The sequence below is a fragment of the Nocardia sp. CC227C genome (assembly GCF_030767025.1).
In the GTDB taxonomy this organism is placed as follows: Bacteria; Actinomycetota; Actinomycetes; order Mycobacteriales; family Mycobacteriaceae; genus Nocardia.
This window is the reverse complement of sequence record NZ_JASITE010000026.1, coordinates 37,723-56,048: the sequence shown is the minus strand read 5'-3', so window position 1 is coordinate 56,048 and position 18,326 is coordinate 37,723. Positions and strand designations below refer to the sequence as shown.

Sequence of the window (18,326 nt, the reverse complement as noted above, 5' to 3'; positions counted from 1 at the left end):
GCGAAATTCACCGTCGGTTGGTCGGCAGCGGTCGCCATCTGCTGGTTCCTCGTCCGCCAGAAGTAGCCGACACCGGGCATTCGCCTGCGGTGTTGAAGGGCAACACCGCACGGGCGCACCAGATTCCACCGTTTGAAAGCGAGCCGCCATGATCCACACCACTTCCCAGGGGACGACCGTCGACGTCCAACCTGCGACCGACGGAGCTGCCCTGCTGATCGGATTGCCGGTCATCGGCGAGATCCGCGTGCCACTCACCCGCGACCAGCTGCGCACCCTCATCGGCGACTGCGTGCAGGTATGGGGCGACCTGGGGGAGCGCGCCAAGCAGCACGCCAGCAAGGAGGCCAACGATGCGTAACCGCCTCGCGCGCCTGGTCGGCCTGCTCGCCGCTGTCCCGATCGTCCTCGTCGGCTCGCTCGTCGCCCCCATCATCGCCGCGGTGAAGCCATGACCGCGCGTGCACACGACCCGTGGGACGGGGCGAAATGCCGTGAACCGCAGTGGTGGGAGTGGGCGCGGCAGCATCGCGGCTCCTACTGGGACGCCAAAGTCGACGGCGAAACCGCCGCCCAGCAGAAAGACCGGCACTTCAAAGCCACCGGGATCTGCTTCTCCTGCGACCTGCGTGCGGCCTGCCGGGAACGGCACGAACAGCTCACGCACGCGACGGGGGAGCGGGTGCCGGGCGTGTGGGGCGGGAAGGTGTTCGCCGAATACTCGCCAGCCAACGACAACACCGACTATCTGCCGTTCGCGGCGTGAAAGGAACATGTCAATGTCGATATTCGCATTTGACGATGAGCACGGCGCGTCGGGCGGAGGCCGCAGACTGCCGAGTGCTGGCGGCTACATACCGACCGCCAATGAGGTGCACGAGCTGAGCGCGGTGTCGGCGTACAGCTATCAGGCCGGTGAGTTGCCGGAATCGATTGCGAGTGAATGGGTTCGCGACATCGTCACGCAGCCTGACGGCGGGCTGCTGAATGTGATCGCTGTGCTCGCCGATGCGCGGAACGCTCTCGACAAGCTCCAGAGTGACACGCAGGTGGGTTATGCGGCCATCGCGGCGAAGCAGCAGCGGTACGCCCGCGACCACGACCTCTATCGGGGCGCGCTCCGTGATTCTGCCCGCATGTTCGCTGATCTCGGAGTGACGAACCTGCCACCGCGGTTTGTGGCCGCTCTGGAGTTGGAGGTGATCCCGCGATGACCGAGATCCATCCCGACGCCCCGACCGTCGTGCTGTACACGAGACCGGGCTGTGGTCAGTGTGTGGTCACTGCGAAAGCGCTTGAGGATCGGAGGATTCCGTTTGTCAAGCGTGACGTGACGGGTGACGCGAACGCTGCCGCCCGCCTACGTGATCTCGGGTTCCAGTCGCTGCCCGTGATCGTGGTTGGCGACGCGGCTTGGGTCTTTCAGCCTGTGATCGTCGTCGGTGACATGCATTGGTCGGGTTTCCAGCTCGACAAGATCAAGCAACTCGAAGCAGCGCTGAAGAACTGGACACCCAGCGCACCCATTCCCGAACACGACGGAGGCGACCATGCCTGAGCTGACCCCTGAACGCCTGGAGCGGTTCGTCTCTGCACCGCACCTCTCGGACCCTTGGGAGGTGGCAGCGATGGCACGCGAGCTGATCACCGCCCGCGCCCGCATCACGGAGTTGGAGGCCGAAGCGCGCGAGTGCAAGCGGCTCAGCGTGGAAGCGCACTACCAATTCGAAGACGTGCTGTTCGAGCGCGACCAGGCCGCCGAACGCGTGGCCGAGCTGGAGGACCCCGACCACTGGGTTGCCGGTCGTGACACCGACGGCAACATTCGCCTCTGCGGCGGGCACGGGCTTCTGGTCGCTCATGCGTCCGACACTCGTTCAGAGATTCAGGGCTGGTTCGACCGGTGTGACCACTCCCGCTATCGCCGCCAGTACCTCGCAGCGCTGGAACTGCTCGATGCTGAGGAGGCGAGCCGTGGCTGACAACGAGACCCGCTGGGCGACACGCACCGAACGGCACGCCGGTGTCGATATCACCGTGCACGCTCCCCGATCGGACGCCGAAGCCTCGCTTGGCGGCACCTTGCTCCGTGTCCTCGAACAGCGCTTGGGTATGCCCCTGGACCTGAAGGTGCCGACCGACCTGCTCGCGGCGCTGCTACGCGAAGCGGTCACATTCGCGGGCTGGCGTCCTCCCGCCCGGGTGGTCGAGACCGCCGAAGCAGCCGATGCGCTCCCGAGCTGTTCGGTTCTGCTGGTGCTGAGCCCCGTGCCGCGAGCCTTCGCCAAGGACGCCGCTGGCTGGTACGCCGCCGGCCCGATCCGGGAAAGGCTCACTGCCGCTGAGGTTCTGGGCAGCGATACAGCGCTGCTGCTGTGGGAGCCCAAGGAGGACGCCCGATGAGTGACTTCCGTGTGATCGTGACCGGCTCCCGCGCATACCCGTGCGAGGACGACGTATGGGAAGCCCTCGCCATGGCCATCGCTGAGCACTGCGACGTCGGCGACACGTTCACCGTTGTCCACGGTGCCTGCCCGACAGGGGCGGACGCGGCGGTGGTGACGTGGTTCGCGCTGCCGGACGGCGGATCAGGCGTGAAGCTGGTGGAGGAGCCCCACCCGGCGTACTGGGAAACGAACTGCCTCCCCGACTGCCACCACCAGCCGCGCCGCAACCGGGCCGGTCGCCTCTACTGTCCGGCCGCGGGCACGCGCCGCAACGCTGAGATGGTCGCGCTCGGAGCCGATCTTGTACTCGCCTTCCCTCTCGAAGGGCCGCGTGCCCGGTCCCGTGGGACGTGGGATTGCGTGGACCGGGCGCGGGCGGCCGAGATTCCGGTGGAGATTCAGACACCGTCGTACCGGCCGCGGATGACCCTGTGGGAGGTCGCCGACGCGATCGACGCGGTGGACAAGGCGGTGCGCGGTGAGTGAATACCTGCGGTACCTTCTCGCCTCGCACGTCGATTGCAGCGTGGTCTGTGACCGCTACTGCTCGTGCGGTGTCCAGCATCCCGACGGGTACGCCGCACATCTCGCGGAAGTGATCGACCAGTTCGTGTTGGTGGTGCCGCGCGGGGAGGTCGACGGCGTCGAGTACGGGTGGAGGGCGCGGCCTGGCGATCGAGTCCACCCGCGAGATGACCGGGGCGCCGCGCTGCTCACCGCGCAGCGTCGCGGCGGTGAAGGGGTTGAGCGCGCCGCCCTCGCCTGGACACCACTGCCCGAGGAGACAGGCGATGACTGACTTGCACCGTCTCGCTGAAGTCCGAAAGACCAGCGGGAACAGCGTCACTGCCTACTGCCTGTGTGGATGGCACACCAGCCACCACGAACGCGGCACAGCCGTAGCGCTCGTCTACAAGCACACCATCGACCGCGCACACCCCTGCCCCACACCCTCGAAAACGCGGTACGGCACCAGATTCGAAGCCGAGAACGCTATCCGGAACTTCTGGCGCACACCCTCCCCAGGACCGCGGCCGATCCGCGCCTACCGGTGCCCGTCCGGACAGCACTGGCACACCACCAAACACGCCTACCGTGAAAGGCGGGCCGCATGACCACAGCCGTCGCGCCCGACATCGAAATCCTTGAGCATCTCGTACCTGAGATCCGCTGCTCGAACGACAAACACGGCGACACCATTCCACGCGCTGACTGGTGGTACGACCAACATGGATGCGCCGACCGACTGTTCTGCAACGCATGCGTCGAGAAGATCCGCGCTCGATTCGAGCGGTGCCTTGGCTCTGGACTCTTTCGCGCCCTCGAATGTGGCATCTGCCGCCAGGACTTCACCTCGATCGACGATCTGTATCGGGTGGTGCCGTTATGACCGCCGTTCCGGGCGTTCGACGACTGGGCCACGGCGGAGCCGCTGCGACCGTCAATTTCGGGGGCGTCGTCGGCCTCGACATCTCCCTCACCGCAACAGGATTCGCCAGCACCCACCCCGGCAACCCGCGCGTATGGACCGAACTCATCGAATCCAAAGGCTCACGCACCGACACGTGGGACGACCGCTGGAAACGTCTCAACCACCTCGTCGCGCAGATCATCAGCCTCATCCCCGAAGACGACTACCCACTCATCATCACCGAAGCACCTGCCTACTCGTCCACCACCGGCTCCGCCATGGACCGGCACGGACTGTGGTGGCTCACCTACGACGCCCTCACGAGTGAGGGCTACTGGATCGTCCCTGTCCCACCCAACACCCTCAAGAAATACGTCACCGGCACCGGTAACGCGCACAAAGACGCAGTCCTCGCCGCCACGGTCCGGCAGTTCCCGGACCTCGACATCAACGACAACAACATCGCCGACGCCGTGGGACTCGCGCGCATCGGCTGCCGACTTCTCGGAGCACCCATCGATGATCCGCATCCCGCACTTCGCGTTTCCGCCCTGGACAGGCTCGCCCTCCCCGAAGGGTTCGCCGATGCCGTCGCGTGACGACATTCCGCGCAGCAGTCTCGCCGAATGGCGCATCACCTACCGGACCCCCGGCGCCGACGACGCCTACACGACCCGCACCCGCGGCAGCGACTGGGAAGAACAGCGGTACGCGCTTTACAAGGCCGGATACCACGTCACCACCGAAGCGCGCGCCGACGCTGACAGCCCGTGGAAGGTCATCGACGTCATGGGAGCCGCCGCATGAGCACAGCTGTCCATTGCGACCGAGGCGACTGCGACACCTGGGCGCGCACCAAAACCGACCTCGCTGGCTGGCTGATCCTCCGCTTCCCCGGCTGGGACGACGAACACCACTTCTGCTCCATGCCCTGCCTCGCCGAATGGGCGGTACAGCACAACCGCGGCATTGAGACCTTCGAGATAGGAGACCGCACGTGAGCAGACTCGTCATCATCGAATCGCCATACGCAGGGGACATCGACGCGAACCTGCGATACGCCCGAGAGGCGCTGCTCGACTCGCTCAACCGCGGGGAGTTCCCAATCGCGTCACATCTGCTGTACACGCAAGTCCTGGACGATCTCGATCCTGTGATGCGCCGACAAGGGATCGAAGCCGGGCTCGCCTGGGGCAGTCACGCCGACCTAACCGTCATCTATGCCGACCTGGGTGTTTCGGAAGGTATGCGGTACGGCATCGAGCGGGCGGAATCGGAAGGGCGAGAAGTGGAATGGCGGTTCATTCGTTGAAGCGGCCATCATGACCAGCCAGAAAGAAGCACGGGAACTCATCGCCCGCGCACAGGCAGTCGGGTGGGAATACCTCGGTCGATCCGGCACCTCCCATCATCGGGTCAGGTGGCCGGCGACCGGACAGGTATTGACGGTGCCGTCGTCACCGAGCTTCCCCCTGATCAACACCGAATCCGACCTGGCCCGTATCTCCGGGCCGCTGCGCCCGAAACCGGGGGAAGGGACGCAGCAAATCCGAGCGGGCCGCCGCCCGTAAACGCCGCCAGGCCAGACGCCCGCTGGTCGTGCCTGCGGATAACCCGCCGCTAGCGCCGCCGACGTGGCGAGACCAGTTGGCCGACATCAAATCCCGTCTTGAGGACAGTGACAACGATGGATGAGATCACCCCGTATCAGGCACGCCTGTACAACGCCGTGCTGTTCGGTGAGCGGCACGCCCGGACCCGCGCGAACAAGGTGCTGCGAGTCGTGTGGAGTTCGCGGCGCTGGTGGCAGGGTCGCGCGCTCGACAGCGAATCCGAGCTGGGCGCTATCAAGAAGCGGCGCGACGCCAACCGCAACGCGCGCGTGAAACAGTCGAAGGTAATTCGGCGCCTGTGGGATTCGCGCAGACACTGGCAGACGCGAGCCCTCCACGCGGAGGACCGGTTGAAGCTGATCGAAGACCTGTGCCTCTACGAACAGGCCAAGAATCGCGCCGTGGTCGTCCAGATGAGCAGTGACGTCATCACCTACGCGATCGACCCGGACTTTTTCAACAAGCCCGCCGGATGGGACGGGAAGATCGCGACCCTGAAGCGGGCCTCGAACCGCGGCGGACCCGACGGCATCTCTGTCTGACCGCGACTGATTGGCTATTCCTGAATTCTGGTGACTCCTTTTCGCCTTTGACGCTGTCGATACTCTGAGTTCAAACGCGGCAAGGAGTCAGCAAATGCCCGAATCTGATTCGAATCCGGAGCGTCCACCCTCCGACGACTACAGCCCGTGGGAATTCCTGGAGGAGGACGAACCCGATGAACCGGATTGCGATTAGTGTCGCCGCCGTTCTCGCACTGGTGGCGGCATACGTTGGGGCGCTTACTGCGATGGCTCGCACAGTTCGTCAGGCCGGAGACATCAACGATGCCTAAACCGACCGTGCCGAAAGTCATCACCTGCGTCGCGTACGGGTGCGAAATCTGGAACGGGCCACTACCCGCCGACGACGACATCCGCGCCCTCATGCACGCGCACGCGCTCGTGCACTACAACCGGCCCATCACCATCGCCAACCTCTTCGGCGAAGACACAGGGAGTTCCGAGGAATGACAGCCGTCGACGCCGTCACGCTGATCCTGCTGGCCGCCATACTGGCGTGCGGCGCCGCGACCGTCTGGTACCTGAGGCGGGCAGATCACGAACGGACGAGAACCATTACTGCACAAGCGGTGACGGTGAAGGCGAAGCGTCCGCTGGAAGAAATCGACGCGGAGTTCGGGAAGCTGCGGACGGCATTCGGGAGCGGATTCGGCGGGCGTCGATGATGCGACTGAACCCCTGGCGGAAACGTAACCGCGAACACCGCACCAAACCGGCACCGTTCGACGTAGGCGGGATCCGTGGCGGATGGTTCCCCGCCGTGTTGCGGCCAGACGAATGCGTCTTCGACCGCCAAACACGCTGCATCCGGGAAGAACACGACCACGGAGCTACCCCCGATGAGTGACCGCACGATCTATGCCTACGACACCGAATTCCTCGAGGACGGCCGGACGATCGAGCTGATCTCCATCGGCATCGTCTCCGACACCGGCCGCGAGTACTACGCGGTGAACTCCGATATGCCAGTTGACCGGATCAAAGCAGATCCCTGGCTGTTGCAGAACGTGTGGTCGCAGCTTCCGCTGAGAGGCCACAAGTCCAGGCTTCAGTACACCGGCCAGGGCGACAGCAAGCACGGGGTGCGCCTGACCGCACCTGGCGTGCTCGATACGTCCTCGGTGCTGGTGAAGCCGAAATGGGTGATAGCCAACGAGGTGCGTGAATTCCTCCTCGCCGAGGGCACGCCGTCGCTGTGGGCCGACTACGGCGCATACGACCATGTTGTCCTCGCACAGCTGTGGGGCCGCATGATCCGTCTGCCCAAGGGGCTGCCGATGTTCACCAACGAGCTTCAGCAGGCCCTGGAGAAGGCTCCGGAGGAATTCACACCACCCGAACAAACCGAAGGCATCCACAACGCTCTGGAAGACGCCCGCCACACCATGCGGGTGCTCAAAGCGCTGCTGAAGGCGACATCGCATGGGTGAAGTCGTTGAACTAGTACACGGCGCGCACGCTGCCCTCACCGACGCCGTCCACGCACTCGTCGGCCTGCGCCCCGACACCATCCAACGAGACGACGGCCCCGAAGCGATCGTCCGCGAAAGCCTCTACACCGAACTGCTCGAGGCGCGGCATGGTGAGGACAACGGCGATACTTTCGTCCGATCGGCGCCCGCATCTTCGGTACCGGGTTGGACCGATGCACTGTCCCTGCAAGTCCGCATCGACATGCGCACCGCCACCTGGTGGCCCGCCACGCCCGCGGAACCAGCAAGCCAACCCGTCACCGTGCGGCGCCTGTACGCGCTGTCGGATCACCCGTGGCGGCCGGAAGATGTCGCCCTGCTGCGGACGATGACTCGCGAAATCGACGCATGGGTCGAACGAGCCCGCACGCTCCTGCCCACCGAAATTGCCCACACCTACGAACTACGTGCCGCCTGCCCCGCCTGCGGAGAAACCACCATGCTCGTCGACGGGGGAGCGGGGGAGCTGGTACGCCGGTACGTACTGCAAGCGACCCAAACCGCTGCCTGGTGCATAGCCTGCGAAACCAGCTGGCCCCCAGCACAGTTCGCGCTACTCGGGCGACTGATCGGCGCACCACCCATCACCGCTACCCAGCAGGAGGCGGCGTGAGCTACATCGATGACGACGAGGATTACACGATGACAGGTAGGGCGCTGAAAGAGCTGTTGAGGATCGCGTACATGGCGGGCGTCAACGCCTTCGACGACTGGGCCGACGCCTTCGAAATCGACGTGATCGAGAGTGAGCCGTCTGATGAATCCCGGTGATCGCGTTCGCGCCTTGGTCGGTCGCCGCATGGTCGAAGCTGTGACCAGCTGGCGGTCAATCCAACGGTCGATCCGTGGCCGAATCTGGATCGACTACATGGGCATGCCAAGCCGCGGGCGATGGCGCTACTACCTGTTCCCATGGTTTGGCGGCGACGAGTACCACCGGAAGACGCTCGTCCTCCCGGCCGGGCTCCACATAGTCGTCATCGCGCTCTGGGAGCACCGCGACCGCGCCGAACCAGGCTGCGATCCATACGTCAGCGACCCGATCTGGATGCGCTGGAAGGCTGTCCGTGCTCACGGAAGGCTCGAACGATGACCGACTGGGACGGGCTCAATCCCGAACGGCTCGCGTTCGTCGGCGATTGGCACGCGAACCAGCACCATGCGCGCCGCGCGATCCGCTACGCCGCTGAAGAAGGCGCACAAGCGATCCTGCATGTCGGCGACTTCGCGTTCGACATGCGACCGAACTTCTTCAAAGCCGTCCAGACGGAGCTGAAGAAGACCGGCCTCATGCTCGGCTGGGTCGACGGCAACCATGACCATCATGATCGACTCCGCGACCTTGTCGCCGAACACGGCTGCACTGCGATCCCGCTGCGCCCCAACATCTTCTACCTACCCCGCACATACCGGTGGGAATGGTCAGGTGTGCGGTTCCTGGCGCTCGGTGGCGCCCACTCCGTCGACCGGCCCTGGCGCACACCAGGTCGCGAATGGTGGCCCGGCGAAACCATCAGCATCGCTCAAGCACAAAAAGCGTCCGACGACGGACGTATTGATGTGATGCTCTGCCACGACGTGCCCGCGGGCGTGCGCATCCCCTGCATCGAAGGCAACCCACTCGGCTTCCCCCAGCAAGAGATCGACACCGCCGAACGGCATCGCGAACTCCTGCGCCGGGTCGTCGACCAGACCATGCCCCGAAGGCTGTTCGCCGGCCACTACCACTGCCGCCTCACCGCGGAACTGGACCGCGGCCACTACCGGACCGTCGTCGACATCCTCGCCGACGACTCCGCACCAGTCAGCGACAACACCACCCTCGTCGACCTCACCGACCTGTAGGAGGCTCCCTTGCCGACATGCACTGAATGCGGGCAGCTGCTGTCCATCGACGGACCCGTGACCGCCGACCAGATGGAAGAACATCGGCTGTGGCGGCATCCCACCGACACCGACATCGCTGTCGTCATGCACGAAATCCAGGCGCTCGGGCAGCAAGTCCAGGTCGCCTACGACGCCCGGGATTGGCTCTCCACCTACATGCTGCTCGAAGACCTGCACGACAAGGTGTCGCGGGCGAGAGCGTACACGCGCGGACACGCGGACGAAGGAATCGCGGCATGACCACAATCTTCAGCGACGTCGCCTCCTTCAACCGCGCCTGCGGTGTTGCCCTGCGCGACGAACCCGGCTGGCCCAGCGACGAAGAACTTGCACTGGCATTGCGGCTCATCAGCGAAGAAGTCGACGAACTCCGGGGAGCGCTCGAAGCCCGCGACATGATCGCCACCGCCGATGGCATCGCCGACGTCCTCTACGTGACCGCCGGCCTTGCCCTCCGGGTCGGTGTCGCGCGTCAGCTGGAAGGCGAGACATCCGTCCTGCGGGACGTGATCTTTTCGCCGTCGTGGGACACCTACGACCGCGAAGCGCCGAACTCGTGGCCGCGTCGCTTCGACCTCTACCGCAACCGTCTCGCCGCGGCTGTCGACGATCGCAATCTTCGGCTCACGACCGCCTACCTCGACGTGCTGATCAGCGCGACCGCGGCGTTGGGGGCGTTGCTGCACCTACCGATGAAGTCGGTGTGGGAAGCGGTTCAAACCTCGAACCTCGCGAAACTGGTGGACGGCAAGGTGATTCGACGCGACGACGGCAAGATCATCAAACCCGACGGATGGCAGCCACCCGACATCGCTGGTGCTCTCGGCAGCTACGGATGGAAGACGGCGGCGTGAAGGCCAAAGTTGTGTACGTCCTGTTTTCGCGCTTCCCGATCGACACATGCGGCTGCCACTACTGCCATGAGGAATGGCGGCGGGCAGTCGCGGCCCTCGACCCGGACGCGAGCGAGTTGCGCTTCATGCCGTTCATCGTGTGCCCGGACTGCGGCAACAAACGGTGCCCGCGCGCCGCCTACCACGACCACGAATGCACCCGCAGCAACGAACCCGGCCAAGAAGGCTCGGTGTACGGCGGATTCACCGGGGAGTGTGGCGCTTAATAACCCGCAGGATCGAACGAGATCAAATCGTTATAATCGACGGCGAGATGCGACCAGCGGTTTTGCTACTTTTTTCAGCGGAGCCTCATGCCCAAGGTAAGAAACGCCTCCGGCACTCTCCCCACAACTTCATAACGGTATCCCCGCTAGCTCAACGGCAGAGCAGCCGCGTAATCGGCAGGAACCGCGTTCGACTCGCGGACGGGGAGCAAAGCACAGCCTAGCTAGCTGTGCTGGTGGTGACAGAGTGAGCGGCTACCTGCGTGGTCGGGCCGCGAATGTGTGCGATGTCGGGAACCTGACGGCCAAGTGGCTGGTACGGGAAGGCTCAGCGGCCGGAAACCGATGCCTCAGCGGGCAAATCGCAGCACCGGGAACTACATGCCTTACGGCCCGTGCCCCGGTCGGAGCCTAGGAAACTCCCCACCCTCAGCTTCGCCGCAACCCCTAGGTTGCGGAAGTGACCCGGCAGCCACCCGGACGGTTGGCGAGCCGGGATTCGCGTAACCGCACGTCGGAAAATCAGTTGCAGCACTTCAGCGCTCCTGCGAATCTAGTTGCACCGCACGCTGAAACGGCGGCGGTGATGGAAGGTTCCGGCCTGTGGAGGCCAGCCGGTTTCGAAAGCCGGAGGCGGGCATTGAGTCCCGGGGGTTCGACTCCTCAGCTTTCCGCGCTATGAACGGTTCCGCTCTTCGAGTCCAGGGCCGTTCTTCAGTGGAAGACAAATCGGCCATGGAGGTCGAGCCGCGTTGCTAGCGCGTTCGTGCTCGTTTGGGCATGGGGTTCGAGTCCTCTGTCTTCCGCAGCGTTTCGCCGCACGGCGGAACCGAATGGGCGTAGCTCAGTGGCAGAGCAGCGGTCTCCAAAACCGCGTGTCGGGAGTTCGATTCTCTCCGCCCGTGCGAGCGCAGTCCGGCGCATGTCGGCTGCGTCGTTGCGGTGTAGTGCAGTTCGGTCGCACGCCAGCCTCATAAGCTGGAATGACGTCGGTTCAAATCCGACCACCGCATCGATCGTTTGGCCCGAACTCGCGCGTGGGAGCGGGCCGGATAATCCGGTTGAGCACATGGTGTGCACGGAGGCTGTAACCCTCCCGCCCTCGGGCACAGGTGGTTCGATTCCATCCAGCCGGACGATGGCGTAGTTGCTCTGTCGGTATGGGCAGCCTGACTTTCAATCAGGACCCTCGTCGGTTCGACTCCGATCTACGTCACTGCGACTTCGTGCTGTGCTGGTTCGGCACCCTGACTCTCACTCAGGGCGACGTGGGTTCGATTCCCACCGAGGTCACGAAGCCTCCGTAGCTCAGTTGGCAGCAGCAGCCGCCTTTTAAGCGGCGGGTCGTCCGTTCGAGCCGGACCGGGGGCACGCCTTCGTAGCTCAGTGGGAGAGCTGCCGCCTCTTAAGCGGTAGGTCGCTGGTTCAATCCCAGCCGAGGGCACGAGATGCCTTTGTAGCTCAGTGGTGAGAGCACCGCCCTGATAAGGCGGGGGTCGGAAGTTCGATTCTTCCTGAAGGCACTGTGGTCGAAGCCGAAGCGGTCGAGGCACCGGGTTGTGATCCCGGAGGAAACGGGTTCAAGACCCGTCGATCACCCCAATGGCTCGTAGCTCAGTCGGCAGAGCACCCGCCTGTTAAGCGGGGGAGCGCAGGTTCGAACCCTGCCGAGCCAGCAAACGATCCGTAGCTTAATCGGCTAGAGCACCGCCCTGTCACGGCGGAAGATGCGGGTTCGACTCCCGTCGGGTCGACGATGGGTCTTGCACTAGGTAAGAGCGGTCGCAGGGTCAGGAAACCGGGCACGCCCGGAAGTACCCAGTGGAGTGACTAGACCGGGCCGCCACCCCATACCAAGCGGCGAAGCGGAAATGTGCGCACATTTCTTCCGTGGAGCGACCCCCGCCAAGGCTCGAGCACCAGCTTCCTCAAATCGGCGGGGCTTTCGGTCTGTAGCTCAGCGGTGAGAGCGCTGCCCTGATAAGGCAGAGGCCGCAGGTTCAAATCCTGCTGGACCGACAACCCGCCCGTTGCCTTCGGCTTCGGGCTTAACTCGTCCGGATGGATGTTCCGGCACCACTTTTCAGGAGCATCCATGCGCAACATCAACATTGAACGCTACGAGCATTCGTCCATCACGAAGGACTGGTCCGGGCTGATCGAGGGCATCCGCGACGACGGCACCTCCTGGATTCTGTTCCTCAACGCGGATGGCTCCCCGGAACTGTTCTGGGGGCGACGTGACGAGGGCGGCGGCGTGATCGGCGAACCGACCGTGCTGACATAGCCACCGAGGAGTATCCCGTTGATCCGTCCGGAATCCTTCTCGGCAGAGGTTCGGGCCGTCGCTGACCGTCTCAGCGCATGTCTCGGCATGCCGTCTTTCGCCGACGCGGTGGACGCAGCGCTGTGGCCCGTCTACGAGGACGCCACTGCGGCACTATTCTTTGCGATGCATCCGGAAGTGCCCAACAAGTGACGCCCTGACCTGCGGGTTTCTATTTGCGATGTAAATGGCGGTGCGTATGGCGATGATGGTTCGCTCGAACTGCCGGTACGGATGCTGCCACCCTGATCCGCATCGGGCGGTACGCGCGCGCGAGAAGCGATCGTTGCGTGACTGGGCCGACGAGTACGAGAACCGTCCCGAGGACGAGGCGCGTGGCTGTCCCAAAGGCGGGCTCGAATGCCGCTGTCACCTCAACGACGAACCCGAGGTCGGCGACCTTCCGGATGAGGGGGTGTACAGCCTTGGTTGACCCCGACGGAAAGACCGGCGCGAGTCGAGAACTCAACGAGTACTGGACCAAAGGCGAAGGTCTCGCCAAATGGGCCAACTCCGAGCATCCCTTCCGGACTCTGCAAACACTGCTGCTGCAACACATGTCGCTACGCGAAGCGTCAGGGCTCGCTGCCCGCTACTACCGCATGGTGTTCGGCCGCTGGCCAGGCGGTGGTACACGCAAATCTTGACCACCAAGCCAGGGAGAACGAATTGCCCAGGGACCTTCCCGACTGCGCTGACATCGAGATCATCGAGCCCACACAGAACGAAAGCCGTGACGGCGCGAACGGAATCGTGATCCCGCGCGAAGTCCGCATCAACGGCAAGCCCGTCCTGATGCCGAAGGACCATCCACCGAAGTTCCACGAGATCGAAATCGGCTCCGGTTCACCGGTGCTCGTCACCTTGACCGTGTTCGCGCGCTCGGTGGTCATCCGCCACGAACATGAACCCTACGACGACGATACGCGCGAGAAGCGCTGGTCGGTATGGGATCTCACCGACAGCACGATGGTGGCGACGCTCTCCGCCCGCGAGAACCCATTCGAGTCCGTCCCGTGCACCGACTATCTCGCAGGACAGCTGCTCAAGGCGGACGACCCGGGCACCTACATGCTGACCGAGGACGACGGACCGGCACGGGTCAACTACAGCCTCGGGTCCTACACGGTCGAGAACACACCAGACGGCAAGCAGATGAAGCTTGTGTGGGCACCGATGTAGCGCATCAAGTCCAGTCTTAACTGCGCGTATCGCGTAGTGCGACCTCGATATTCGAGGTAACGCAAGTGGTAGTGGCGGTGCTGCCCAGAGAACACCTACCGCACAAGTTTCGCCACCACCCTCGTGCCCCATTCGCACCAGGGGCCGCCCGATCTCACGCGGGTCAGAGGGCATCTAGGTGGCGTCCGGTCGCGCAGCAGCCCTCGTGTGCGCCGCGACCCCAGCCCGCCGCGCCCCGGCCCTCGCTACCTCCCGGGCGCGCGGCGGGCTCACAAATTTCCCCCTATTAGTTCGGCCTGCCAGGAGGCCCCCATGTCCCGTCGTCTCCGTGCAGGCGCACTCACCGTCTCCGCTATCGGTGTCGTCTACCTCGGCCCGCTCGGCTTCCCCGCCGCCACACCCGTAGCATCCGCTGAACCAGATTGCCGCCCTTACGTTCTCGGCATCGGCGGCACCGGACAGCGCGCCGCCGAACAAACCGCCCAGCCGACCATGCTCGGTGACCACCTCGCCGCCTACGGCGACGGCTACCGCACCGAATCGCTCGACTACCCGTCCTCCATCTGGCCGACCGGCCCTTACACCAAGGACGAAAGCGTCCGCGACGGCCAGACCGCAGCGACAGCGAAGATCGCCGCCTACCGCGCCGAATGCCCGACCGGGCACGTGACCGTCCTCGGGCATTCTCTCGGTGCCGAAGTCGCCGGCAACATCCAGGACCAGGCCGATCACACCATCCTCTACGGTGACCCGCGCGCCGAAGGTGGCATCTACGACGCCCTGCCCGGCATCATCCCAGGCATCTCCTCGCCCGGCGAACGCGAACTCGGCCCGAACACGGTCAGCGTGTGCCACGAATACGACGTCGTGTGTGACGCTCCCGCCCCGTGGGTGGACCCTGTTCACTTCGTGCTCGCGGTGCAGGGCTACCTGACCGGCTGGCACGGGTACGCGCCCGGCGAAGCCAACGGCTTGGCGCCCGGCCAGCATCTCGTGGAAACACCGTCGCCGAATCCCGCGCTGCCCGAGCACACCCCGACCGGTCTACCACCGATCGAACAGACGTTGCCGCTGCCGGAGTGGACGCCCGGCCCGCTGCCATCTCTCCAAGACTTCGACAACGCCGTCGCTGCCCTCGACCCCGGCCCGTACGTGCCGACACCTGTCGCCGCGTATGTGCCCGACGAGCTGGAGCAGTACATCCCGCCCGAGGCGTTGGCGTACGTTCCGCCGCCGCTGCCCGAGATTATCCTCCCACCACTGCCCGACCTGGGGATTCGCCTGCCTTGACCTCGACACCAGAGATCACCGTCTACTCGCGCCCCAACTGTCAGCCGTGCAAGGCAACCATCAAGAAACTCGAACTTCTCGGCACGGCATACAAGAAGGTGGATGTCACCGAAGACGACCAGGCACGTGAACAGATGCTCGAACTGGGCTACAAGACAGCACCGGTCGTCGTTGTCGGCGACGTGCACTGGGGCGGATTCTCGCCCGACAAGCTCGAATGGGCCGCACAGCATGTCGCGGACGCCTGAGCAAATCGCGGCCGACAATGCCCTCACCGAAGCGATCGACGCGGTATGGCGCGCCTACGACGACGACCCTGACCCCGGCTTGCTGCTCGACTACACGATCGTCGCCACACGCCGCGGCATCGACAACGACGGCGACACCTGGACTTCGGTGGGCGCGTTCTCCCGCGACGACAGGGTGCCCGTCCATGTCCAGATGGGGTTACTGCTGCAACGCCTCACCCGCCTGAAGCAACAACTCGCCGACGAGGACTGATCGGCGCTCGACCTGGAGTGACACATGAAATTTCGACTGAAACTCTGGGTATTCGAGATCGCCATCGAGACCCCCGAACCGGTGCAGGTGTCTCCGTCGGATGTCGCTGCCGCGATGTGGTCGGCTATGACCAACACGGGAATGGTGGAGCACGTCATGGTTGTCGACGGCGACGACAGCGACGAATAACGAGTCCCCCCATGCGATCCCGCATCAAAGCGTGGCATCTGTGGCTGTTCGTCGGTGCCGCGGTCGTTGTCGCGGAGGTCGTTGCCCCCGAAGGCGAACTGCTGTCGGAGGGCGTCGACAAAGCGATGGAACACCATCCGGTCCTCACGCGCGCCGCCATCGAGATCACCGCACGGCACCTCACCAACGACCTGCCCGCCAACCTCGACCCGTTCACCTGGATCGCGCGCCTAGCGACCAGCCTCGCCCGCACATAACCCCCGCACTATCGGAGGTCAGGCCATGGCCCTCACGGTCGGCGACATCGTCACCCGCCCAGGCACCGAGACCCCATACCGAATCGCCGCGATCCGGCAAGGCCGGGCGCTGATTCTGCCGCTCACCGGCAGCGGGGCACGCGTCGTCCCTCTCAATCGGCTCGCCCAGGTGGCAGCCGACCCCATCACCACCTGATCGCGGACCGGCCAGGAGCCGCCGTGTATGGAGGTTCCGCCCAATGGCACGCAAGAAATCCAAGCCCGTCGAAGAATCGCTCGAGGTTCAACAGCGCCGCAAACGCGCCCTCGAACTACGCCTCGCCGGCAAGAAACAGTACGAAATCGCAGAGATCATGGGCCTGCACAAGTCCACCATCTCCAGCTACATCCAAGACGCGCTCGCCGACGTCACCCGCGAAAAGGCCGAGGAGTACCTAGAACTCGAACTCCAGCGCCTCGACGCGATGCTCGCCGCGATCTGGCCCGACATCGTCTCAGGTGAGCGGGGCGCGGAATGGAAAATCGACCGGGCGTTGGCGATCATGGACCAGCGCGCGAAACTCACCGGCACCTATAAGGCCGCCGAACTCAAGGCCATCGCCGATGCCAGAGGCACTGTGTCGACGGAGACCTCGTCGATGGTCGGCCGATTCTTCGACCTTCTCGAGAAAGCCTACGACGTCGACGAAGCCAGCGCGGACGCAGGCGACGACGAGTGAACCTCGACGCGCTCCCGCTCTCGCGCAAGCAGATCGCCTCCATCGTCGAATCCAGCCGACACCGCATCAGCATCTGGTCCGGCGCCGTCCGCTCCGGCAAGACCATCGCCTCGATCCTTGCCTTCTATGTGGCCGTGGTCGAAGCACCCAACACCGGGCTCATTCTGATCTGCGGACGCACCCTGCAAACCATCGAGAGAAACATCCTCGAACCCATGCAGGACGAGGCCGTGTTCGGTCCCTGGGCGCGCGAAGTCCACCACACCCGCGGCTCCAACATCGCCGTCATCTTCGGCCGCACCGTCCACTTGATCGGTGCCTCCGACGTTCGCGCGGAAGGCAAACTCCGCGGCCTCACTGCTTGCTTGGCGCTCGTCGACGAAGCGACGCTGCTGCCGGAAAATTTCTGGAACCAGCTCCTCGCCCGCCTGTCTGTTCCCGGCGCCCGCTGTCTAGCGACGACGAACCCGGACAACCCGCAGCACTATCTGAAGGTCAACTTCATCGACCGCGCGGGCGAGGCCGACATGCGGTTGGGTGCCTGGGACTTCACCCTGGACGACAACCCGTCACTACATCCGGATTATGTCGCGTCGCTGAAGGCTGAAAACCAGGGCCTGTTTTACCTCCGCAACATCCTGGGTCAATGGGTCGCCGCCGACGGCGCCGTCTACGACTGCTTCGACCAGTCCCGTCACGTCGTTCCGTGGGCGGATCTGCCGGAGATGCAGTGGTACATCGGTGTCGGCGTCGACCACGGCACCACCAACCCGACCGCGGCGACAATGCTGGGGCTCGGTGTCGACAACGTGCTGTACGCGGTCGACGAATGGCGGTACGAGCCATCGAATCGGGAAGCCCGCCGCACCAACGTGCAACTCTCGGAGGGGCTGCGTGAGTGGCTGGCTGGCCCGCACCACCCCAGCGAAGACCCCAGCAACCCGCCACGTGTGACCTGTCCCGTCGCCGTCGACCCGGCCGCCGCCGACTACCGCGTCCAACTGAAGCAGGACGGACTCAGCACTGTCCCGGCCATGAACGACGTGCTCTACGGAATCCGCACGGTATCAGCGCTTTTCAGCGTCGACAAACTCAAGATCGCCGACCGGTGCACGACCTTGTTGAGAGAGATCCCCGGCTACGTGTGGGACACCAAAGCCACCGAAGAGGGCAAAGACCAGCCGATCAAGCTCAACGACCACTCCTGCGACAGCCTCCGCTACAGCATCACCACGACCGAACGGAAGTGGCGACGCCGCATAAAACTCGCCGGAACATCGAAAGCGGATCTGGTCGCGGCATGATCAGCTGAATCGTCTTTGACCACCAGCAATACGATAGTTACTAGG

Annotated in this window: 37 protein-coding genes and 11 tRNA genes; all 48 read left to right on the top strand. The window is 64.5% G+C overall.

What is annotated here, in order from left to right; genetic code table 11:
* Positions 1-148 precede the first annotated feature (148 nt).
* The 48 genes from QMO76_RS33390 to QMO76_RS33155 all read left to right on the top strand — a co-directional run bounded on the left by QMO76_RS33390 (position 149) and on the right by QMO76_RS33155 (position 18,281).
* Positions 149-361 (top strand): hypothetical protein, encoded by a 213-nt coding sequence (locus QMO76_RS33390; protein WP_306365356.1) that lies wholly within the window; start codon positions 149-151, stop codon positions 359-361.
* Positions 362-451: 90 nt separating this feature from the next.
* The gene (locus QMO76_RS33385; protein ID WP_306365355.1) at positions 452-766 is read left to right on the top strand and encodes a hypothetical protein; all 315 of its coding nucleotides are present in this window, start codon (positions 452-454) and stop codon (positions 764-766) included.
* Between the two features lie 13 nt (positions 767-779).
* Positions 780-1,214 (top strand): hypothetical protein, encoded by a 435-nt coding sequence (locus tag QMO76_RS33380; protein ID WP_306365354.1) that lies wholly within the window; start codon positions 780-782, stop codon positions 1,212-1,214.
* Positions 1,211-1,558 carry a glutaredoxin family protein gene (locus tag QMO76_RS33375; protein WP_306365353.1) on the top strand — a complete coding sequence of 116 codons (348 nt, stop codon included), beginning with the start codon at positions 1,211-1,213 and terminating at the stop codon, positions 1,556-1,558. The genes QMO76_RS33380 and QMO76_RS33375 overlap by 4 nt, the downstream gene beginning before the upstream one ends.
* Positions 1,551-1,982: a hypothetical protein gene (locus tag QMO76_RS33370; RefSeq protein ID WP_306365352.1), complete on the top strand. Its 432-nt coding sequence runs from the start codon at positions 1,551-1,553 to the stop codon at positions 1,980-1,982. The genes QMO76_RS33375 and QMO76_RS33370 overlap by 8 nt, the downstream gene beginning before the upstream one ends.
* Positions 1,975-2,403, top strand: a complete 429-nt coding sequence (locus QMO76_RS33365) for a hypothetical protein (protein WP_306365351.1) — start codon at positions 1,975-1,977, stop codon at positions 2,401-2,403. The genes QMO76_RS33370 and QMO76_RS33365 overlap by 8 nt, the downstream gene beginning before the upstream one ends.
* Positions 2,400-2,933: an SLOG family protein gene (locus QMO76_RS33360; RefSeq protein ID WP_306365350.1), complete on the top strand. Its 534-nt coding sequence runs from the start codon at positions 2,400-2,402 to the stop codon at positions 2,931-2,933. The genes QMO76_RS33365 and QMO76_RS33360 overlap by 4 nt, the downstream gene beginning before the upstream one ends.
* Positions 2,926-3,246 carry a hypothetical protein gene (locus QMO76_RS33355; protein WP_306365349.1) on the top strand — a complete coding sequence of 107 codons (321 nt, stop codon included), beginning with the start codon at positions 2,926-2,928 and terminating at the stop codon, positions 3,244-3,246. The genes QMO76_RS33360 and QMO76_RS33355 overlap by 8 nt, the downstream gene beginning before the upstream one ends.
* Positions 3,247-3,558: 312 nt before the next feature.
* Positions 3,559-3,837 carry a hypothetical protein gene (locus QMO76_RS33350; RefSeq protein ID WP_306365348.1) on the top strand — a complete coding sequence of 93 codons (279 nt, stop codon included), beginning with the start codon at positions 3,559-3,561 and terminating at the stop codon, positions 3,835-3,837.
* Entirely contained in the window at positions 3,834-4,457 is a 624-nt protein-coding gene (locus QMO76_RS33345) for a hypothetical protein (protein WP_306365347.1), read from the top strand. Before QMO76_RS33350 ends, QMO76_RS33345 begins: the two co-directional genes overlap by 4 nt.
* Positions 4,444-4,665 carry a hypothetical protein gene (locus QMO76_RS33340; protein ID WP_306365346.1) on the top strand — a complete coding sequence of 74 codons (222 nt, stop codon included), beginning with the start codon at positions 4,444-4,446 and terminating at the stop codon, positions 4,663-4,665. Before QMO76_RS33345 ends, QMO76_RS33340 begins: the two co-directional genes overlap by 14 nt.
* Positions 4,662-4,859 carry a hypothetical protein gene (locus QMO76_RS33335; RefSeq protein ID WP_306365345.1) on the top strand — a complete coding sequence of 66 codons (198 nt, stop codon included), beginning with the start codon at positions 4,662-4,664 and terminating at the stop codon, positions 4,857-4,859. The genes QMO76_RS33340 and QMO76_RS33335 overlap by 4 nt, the downstream gene beginning before the upstream one ends.
* Entirely contained in the window at positions 4,856-5,170 is a 315-nt protein-coding gene (locus QMO76_RS33330; protein WP_306365344.1) for a hypothetical protein, read from the top strand. The genes QMO76_RS33335 and QMO76_RS33330 overlap by 4 nt, the downstream gene beginning before the upstream one ends.
* Positions 5,171-5,545: 375 nt before the next feature.
* Entirely contained in the window at positions 5,546-6,013 is a 468-nt protein-coding gene (locus QMO76_RS33325; protein ID WP_306365343.1) for a hypothetical protein, read from the top strand.
* 285 nt (positions 6,014-6,298) lie between these two features.
* Entirely contained in the window at positions 6,299-6,484 is a 186-nt protein-coding gene (locus QMO76_RS33320) for a hypothetical protein (protein WP_306365342.1), read from the top strand.
* Complete coding sequence (locus tag QMO76_RS33315) at positions 6,481-6,699, top strand: hypothetical protein (RefSeq protein WP_306365341.1); 219 nt, start codon at positions 6,481-6,483, stop codon at positions 6,697-6,699. The genes QMO76_RS33320 and QMO76_RS33315 overlap by 4 nt, the downstream gene beginning before the upstream one ends.
* 174 nt (positions 6,700-6,873) lie before the next feature.
* Entirely contained in the window at positions 6,874-7,464 is a 591-nt protein-coding gene (locus QMO76_RS33310) for a 3'-5' exoribonuclease (RefSeq protein WP_306365340.1), read from the top strand.
* Positions 7,457-8,119 carry a hypothetical protein gene (locus QMO76_RS33305; protein WP_306365339.1) on the top strand — a complete coding sequence of 221 codons (663 nt, stop codon included), beginning with the start codon at positions 7,457-7,459 and terminating at the stop codon, positions 8,117-8,119. The genes QMO76_RS33310 and QMO76_RS33305 overlap by 8 nt, the downstream gene beginning before the upstream one ends.
* Positions 8,116-8,277, top strand: a complete 162-nt coding sequence (locus tag QMO76_RS33300; RefSeq protein ID WP_306365338.1) for a hypothetical protein — start codon at positions 8,116-8,118, stop codon at positions 8,275-8,277. The genes QMO76_RS33305 and QMO76_RS33300 overlap by 4 nt, the downstream gene beginning before the upstream one ends.
* Positions 8,264-8,599: a hypothetical protein gene (locus QMO76_RS33295; protein ID WP_306365337.1), complete on the top strand. Its 336-nt coding sequence runs from the start codon at positions 8,264-8,266 to the stop codon at positions 8,597-8,599. Before QMO76_RS33300 ends, QMO76_RS33295 begins: the two co-directional genes overlap by 14 nt.
* A complete protein-coding gene (locus QMO76_RS33290; protein ID WP_306365336.1) occupies positions 8,596-9,351 on the top strand; it encodes a metallophosphoesterase in 756 nt (251 codons plus the stop codon). Before QMO76_RS33295 ends, QMO76_RS33290 begins: the two co-directional genes overlap by 4 nt.
* Positions 9,352-9,360: 9 nt before the next feature.
* Positions 9,361-9,633 carry a hypothetical protein gene (locus QMO76_RS33285; RefSeq protein WP_306365335.1) on the top strand — a complete coding sequence of 91 codons (273 nt, stop codon included), beginning with the start codon at positions 9,361-9,363 and terminating at the stop codon, positions 9,631-9,633.
* Positions 9,630-10,247: a hypothetical protein gene (locus QMO76_RS33280; protein WP_306365334.1), complete on the top strand. Its 618-nt coding sequence runs from the start codon at positions 9,630-9,632 to the stop codon at positions 10,245-10,247. The genes QMO76_RS33285 and QMO76_RS33280 overlap by 4 nt, the downstream gene beginning before the upstream one ends.
* On the top strand, positions 10,244-10,513 hold the full coding sequence (locus tag QMO76_RS33275; RefSeq protein WP_306365333.1) for a hypothetical protein: 270 nt from the start codon (positions 10,244-10,246) through the stop codon (positions 10,511-10,513). The genes QMO76_RS33280 and QMO76_RS33275 overlap by 4 nt, the downstream gene beginning before the upstream one ends.
* Before the next feature lie 833 nt (positions 10,514-11,346).
* Positions 11,347-11,418 (top strand) — tRNA-Trp (locus QMO76_RS33270).
* A gap of 33 nt (positions 11,419-11,451) precedes the next feature.
* Positions 11,452-11,526, top strand: a tRNA-Met gene (locus QMO76_RS33265).
* A 127-nt stretch (positions 11,527-11,653) separates the two neighbouring features.
* Positions 11,654-11,729: transfer RNA gene (locus QMO76_RS33260), tRNA-Glu, on the top strand.
* Between the two features lie 4 nt (positions 11,730-11,733).
* A tRNA-Glu gene (locus QMO76_RS33255) sits at positions 11,734-11,806 on the top strand.
* A 4-nt stretch (positions 11,807-11,810) separates the two neighbouring features.
* Positions 11,811-11,884 (top strand) — tRNA-Lys (locus tag QMO76_RS33250).
* Between the two features lies 1 nt (position 11,885).
* Positions 11,886-11,957: transfer RNA gene (locus QMO76_RS33245), tRNA-Lys, on the top strand.
* A 6-nt stretch (positions 11,958-11,963) separates the two neighbouring features.
* Positions 11,964-12,036 (top strand) — tRNA-Ile (locus QMO76_RS33240).
* A 2-nt stretch (positions 12,037-12,038) separates the two neighbouring features.
* Positions 12,039-12,115 (top strand) — tRNA-His (locus tag QMO76_RS33235).
* A gap of 1 nt (position 12,116) precedes the next feature.
* A tRNA-Asn gene (locus tag QMO76_RS33230) sits at positions 12,117-12,189 on the top strand.
* Positions 12,190-12,193: 4 nt separating this feature from the next.
* Positions 12,194-12,267, top strand: a tRNA-Asp gene (locus QMO76_RS33225).
* A gap of 192 nt (positions 12,268-12,459) precedes the next feature.
* Positions 12,460-12,532 (top strand) — tRNA-Ile (locus QMO76_RS33220).
* 76 nt (positions 12,533-12,608) lie between these two features.
* Positions 12,609-12,800, top strand: coding sequence for a hypothetical protein (locus QMO76_RS33215; RefSeq protein WP_306365332.1), 192 nt, complete (start codon positions 12,609-12,611; stop codon positions 12,798-12,800).
* Positions 12,801-12,818: 18 nt separating this feature from the next.
* Complete coding sequence (locus QMO76_RS33210; protein ID WP_306365331.1) at positions 12,819-12,992, top strand: hypothetical protein; 174 nt, start codon at positions 12,819-12,821, stop codon at positions 12,990-12,992.
* Between the two features lie 46 nt (positions 12,993-13,038).
* Positions 13,039-13,272, top strand: a complete 234-nt coding sequence (locus QMO76_RS33205; protein ID WP_306365330.1) for a hypothetical protein — start codon at positions 13,039-13,041, stop codon at positions 13,270-13,272.
* Entirely contained in the window at positions 13,265-13,486 is a 222-nt protein-coding gene (locus tag QMO76_RS33200) for a hypothetical protein (protein WP_306365329.1), read from the top strand. The genes QMO76_RS33205 and QMO76_RS33200 overlap by 8 nt, the downstream gene beginning before the upstream one ends.
* Positions 13,467-14,021 (top strand): hypothetical protein, encoded by a 555-nt coding sequence (locus QMO76_RS33195; RefSeq protein WP_306365328.1) that lies wholly within the window; start codon positions 13,467-13,469, stop codon positions 14,019-14,021. Before QMO76_RS33200 ends, QMO76_RS33195 begins: the two co-directional genes overlap by 20 nt.
* A gap of 312 nt (positions 14,022-14,333) precedes the next feature.
* Positions 14,334-15,311: a cutinase family protein gene (locus tag QMO76_RS33190; RefSeq protein WP_306365327.1), complete on the top strand. Its 978-nt coding sequence runs from the start codon at positions 14,334-14,336 to the stop codon at positions 15,309-15,311.
* Positions 15,308-15,559, top strand: coding sequence for a glutaredoxin family protein (locus tag QMO76_RS33185; protein ID WP_306365326.1), 252 nt, complete (start codon positions 15,308-15,310; stop codon positions 15,557-15,559). The genes QMO76_RS33190 and QMO76_RS33185 overlap by 4 nt, the downstream gene beginning before the upstream one ends.
* Positions 15,543-15,812 (top strand): hypothetical protein, encoded by a 270-nt coding sequence (locus QMO76_RS33180; protein ID WP_306365325.1) that lies wholly within the window; start codon positions 15,543-15,545, stop codon positions 15,810-15,812. The genes QMO76_RS33185 and QMO76_RS33180 overlap by 17 nt, the downstream gene beginning before the upstream one ends.
* 24 nt (positions 15,813-15,836) lie before the next feature.
* Complete coding sequence (locus tag QMO76_RS33175; RefSeq protein ID WP_306365324.1) at positions 15,837-16,001, top strand: hypothetical protein; 165 nt, start codon at positions 15,837-15,839, stop codon at positions 15,999-16,001.
* Positions 16,002-16,012: 11 nt separating this feature from the next.
* A complete protein-coding gene (locus QMO76_RS33170) occupies positions 16,013-16,258 on the top strand; it encodes a hypothetical protein (protein ID WP_306365323.1) in 246 nt (81 codons plus the stop codon).
* A 25-nt stretch (positions 16,259-16,283) separates the two neighbouring features.
* Positions 16,284-16,454 carry a hypothetical protein gene (locus tag QMO76_RS33165; RefSeq protein WP_306365322.1) on the top strand — a complete coding sequence of 57 codons (171 nt, stop codon included), beginning with the start codon at positions 16,284-16,286 and terminating at the stop codon, positions 16,452-16,454.
* Positions 16,455-16,497: 43 nt separating this feature from the next.
* Entirely contained in the window at positions 16,498-16,977 is a 480-nt protein-coding gene (locus tag QMO76_RS33160) for a sigma factor-like helix-turn-helix DNA-binding protein (RefSeq protein ID WP_306365321.1), read from the top strand.
* Positions 16,974-18,281, top strand: a complete 1,308-nt coding sequence (locus QMO76_RS33155) for a PBSX family phage terminase large subunit (protein ID WP_306365320.1) — start codon at positions 16,974-16,976, stop codon at positions 18,279-18,281. Before QMO76_RS33160 ends, QMO76_RS33155 begins: the two co-directional genes overlap by 4 nt.
* The last annotated feature ends 45 nt before the right edge of the window (positions 18,282-18,326 follow it).

Coding starts and splice junctions, on each gene's coding strand:
- QMO76_RS33370 (WP_306365352.1), top strand. CDS start 1,551: ATGCCTGAGCTGACCCCTGAACGCCTGGAGCGGTTCGTCTCTGCACCG.
- QMO76_RS33180 (WP_306365325.1), top strand. CDS start 15,543: ATGTCGCGGACGCCTGAGCAAATCGCGGCCGACAATGCCCTCACCGAA.
- QMO76_RS33205 (WP_306365330.1), top strand. CDS start 13,039: ATGGCGATGATGGTTCGCTCGAACTGCCGGTACGGATGCTGCCACCCT.
- QMO76_RS33280 (WP_306365334.1), top strand. CDS start 9,630: ATGACCACAATCTTCAGCGACGTCGCCTCCTTCAACCGCGCCTGCGGT.
- QMO76_RS33165 (WP_306365322.1), top strand. CDS start 16,284: ATGGCCCTCACGGTCGGCGACATCGTCACCCGCCCAGGCACCGAGACC.
- QMO76_RS33175 (WP_306365324.1), top strand. CDS start 15,837: ATGAAATTTCGACTGAAACTCTGGGTATTCGAGATCGCCATCGAGACC.
- QMO76_RS33305 (WP_306365339.1), top strand. CDS start 7,457: ATGGGTGAAGTCGTTGAACTAGTACACGGCGCGCACGCTGCCCTCACC.
- QMO76_RS33325 (WP_306365343.1), top strand. CDS start 5,546: ATGGATGAGATCACCCCGTATCAGGCACGCCTGTACAACGCCGTGCTG.
- QMO76_RS33340 (WP_306365346.1), top strand. CDS start 4,444: ATGCCGTCGCGTGACGACATTCCGCGCAGCAGTCTCGCCGAATGGCGC.
- QMO76_RS33345 (WP_306365347.1), top strand. CDS start 3,834: ATGACCGCCGTTCCGGGCGTTCGACGACTGGGCCACGGCGGAGCCGCT.
- QMO76_RS33315 (WP_306365341.1), top strand. CDS start 6,481: ATGACAGCCGTCGACGCCGTCACGCTGATCCTGCTGGCCGCCATACTG.
- QMO76_RS33215 (WP_306365332.1), top strand. CDS start 12,609: ATGCGCAACATCAACATTGAACGCTACGAGCATTCGTCCATCACGAAG.
- QMO76_RS33170 (WP_306365323.1), top strand. CDS start 16,013: ATGCGATCCCGCATCAAAGCGTGGCATCTGTGGCTGTTCGTCGGTGCC.
- QMO76_RS33290 (WP_306365336.1), top strand. CDS start 8,596: ATGACCGACTGGGACGGGCTCAATCCCGAACGGCTCGCGTTCGTCGGC.
- QMO76_RS33385 (WP_306365355.1), top strand. CDS start 452: ATGACCGCGCGTGCACACGACCCGTGGGACGGGGCGAAATGCCGTGAA.
- QMO76_RS33360 (WP_306365350.1), top strand. CDS start 2,400: ATGAGTGACTTCCGTGTGATCGTGACCGGCTCCCGCGCATACCCGTGC.
- QMO76_RS33310 (WP_306365340.1), top strand. CDS start 6,874: ATGAGTGACCGCACGATCTATGCCTACGACACCGAATTCCTCGAGGAC.
- QMO76_RS33380 (WP_306365354.1), top strand. CDS start 780: ATGTCGATATTCGCATTTGACGATGAGCACGGCGCGTCGGGCGGAGGC.
- QMO76_RS33375 (WP_306365353.1), top strand. CDS start 1,211: ATGACCGAGATCCATCCCGACGCCCCGACCGTCGTGCTGTACACGAGA.
- QMO76_RS33160 (WP_306365321.1), top strand. CDS start 16,498: ATGGCACGCAAGAAATCCAAGCCCGTCGAAGAATCGCTCGAGGTTCAA.
- QMO76_RS33320 (WP_306365342.1), top strand. CDS start 6,299: ATGCCTAAACCGACCGTGCCGAAAGTCATCACCTGCGTCGCGTACGGG.
- QMO76_RS33390 (WP_306365356.1), top strand. CDS start 149: ATGATCCACACCACTTCCCAGGGGACGACCGTCGACGTCCAACCTGCG.
- QMO76_RS33190 (WP_306365327.1), top strand. CDS start 14,334: ATGTCCCGTCGTCTCCGTGCAGGCGCACTCACCGTCTCCGCTATCGGT.
- QMO76_RS33295 (WP_306365337.1), top strand. CDS start 8,264: ATGAATCCCGGTGATCGCGTTCGCGCCTTGGTCGGTCGCCGCATGGTC.
- QMO76_RS33335 (WP_306365345.1), top strand. CDS start 4,662: ATGAGCACAGCTGTCCATTGCGACCGAGGCGACTGCGACACCTGGGCG.
- QMO76_RS33350 (WP_306365348.1), top strand. CDS start 3,559: ATGACCACAGCCGTCGCGCCCGACATCGAAATCCTTGAGCATCTCGTA.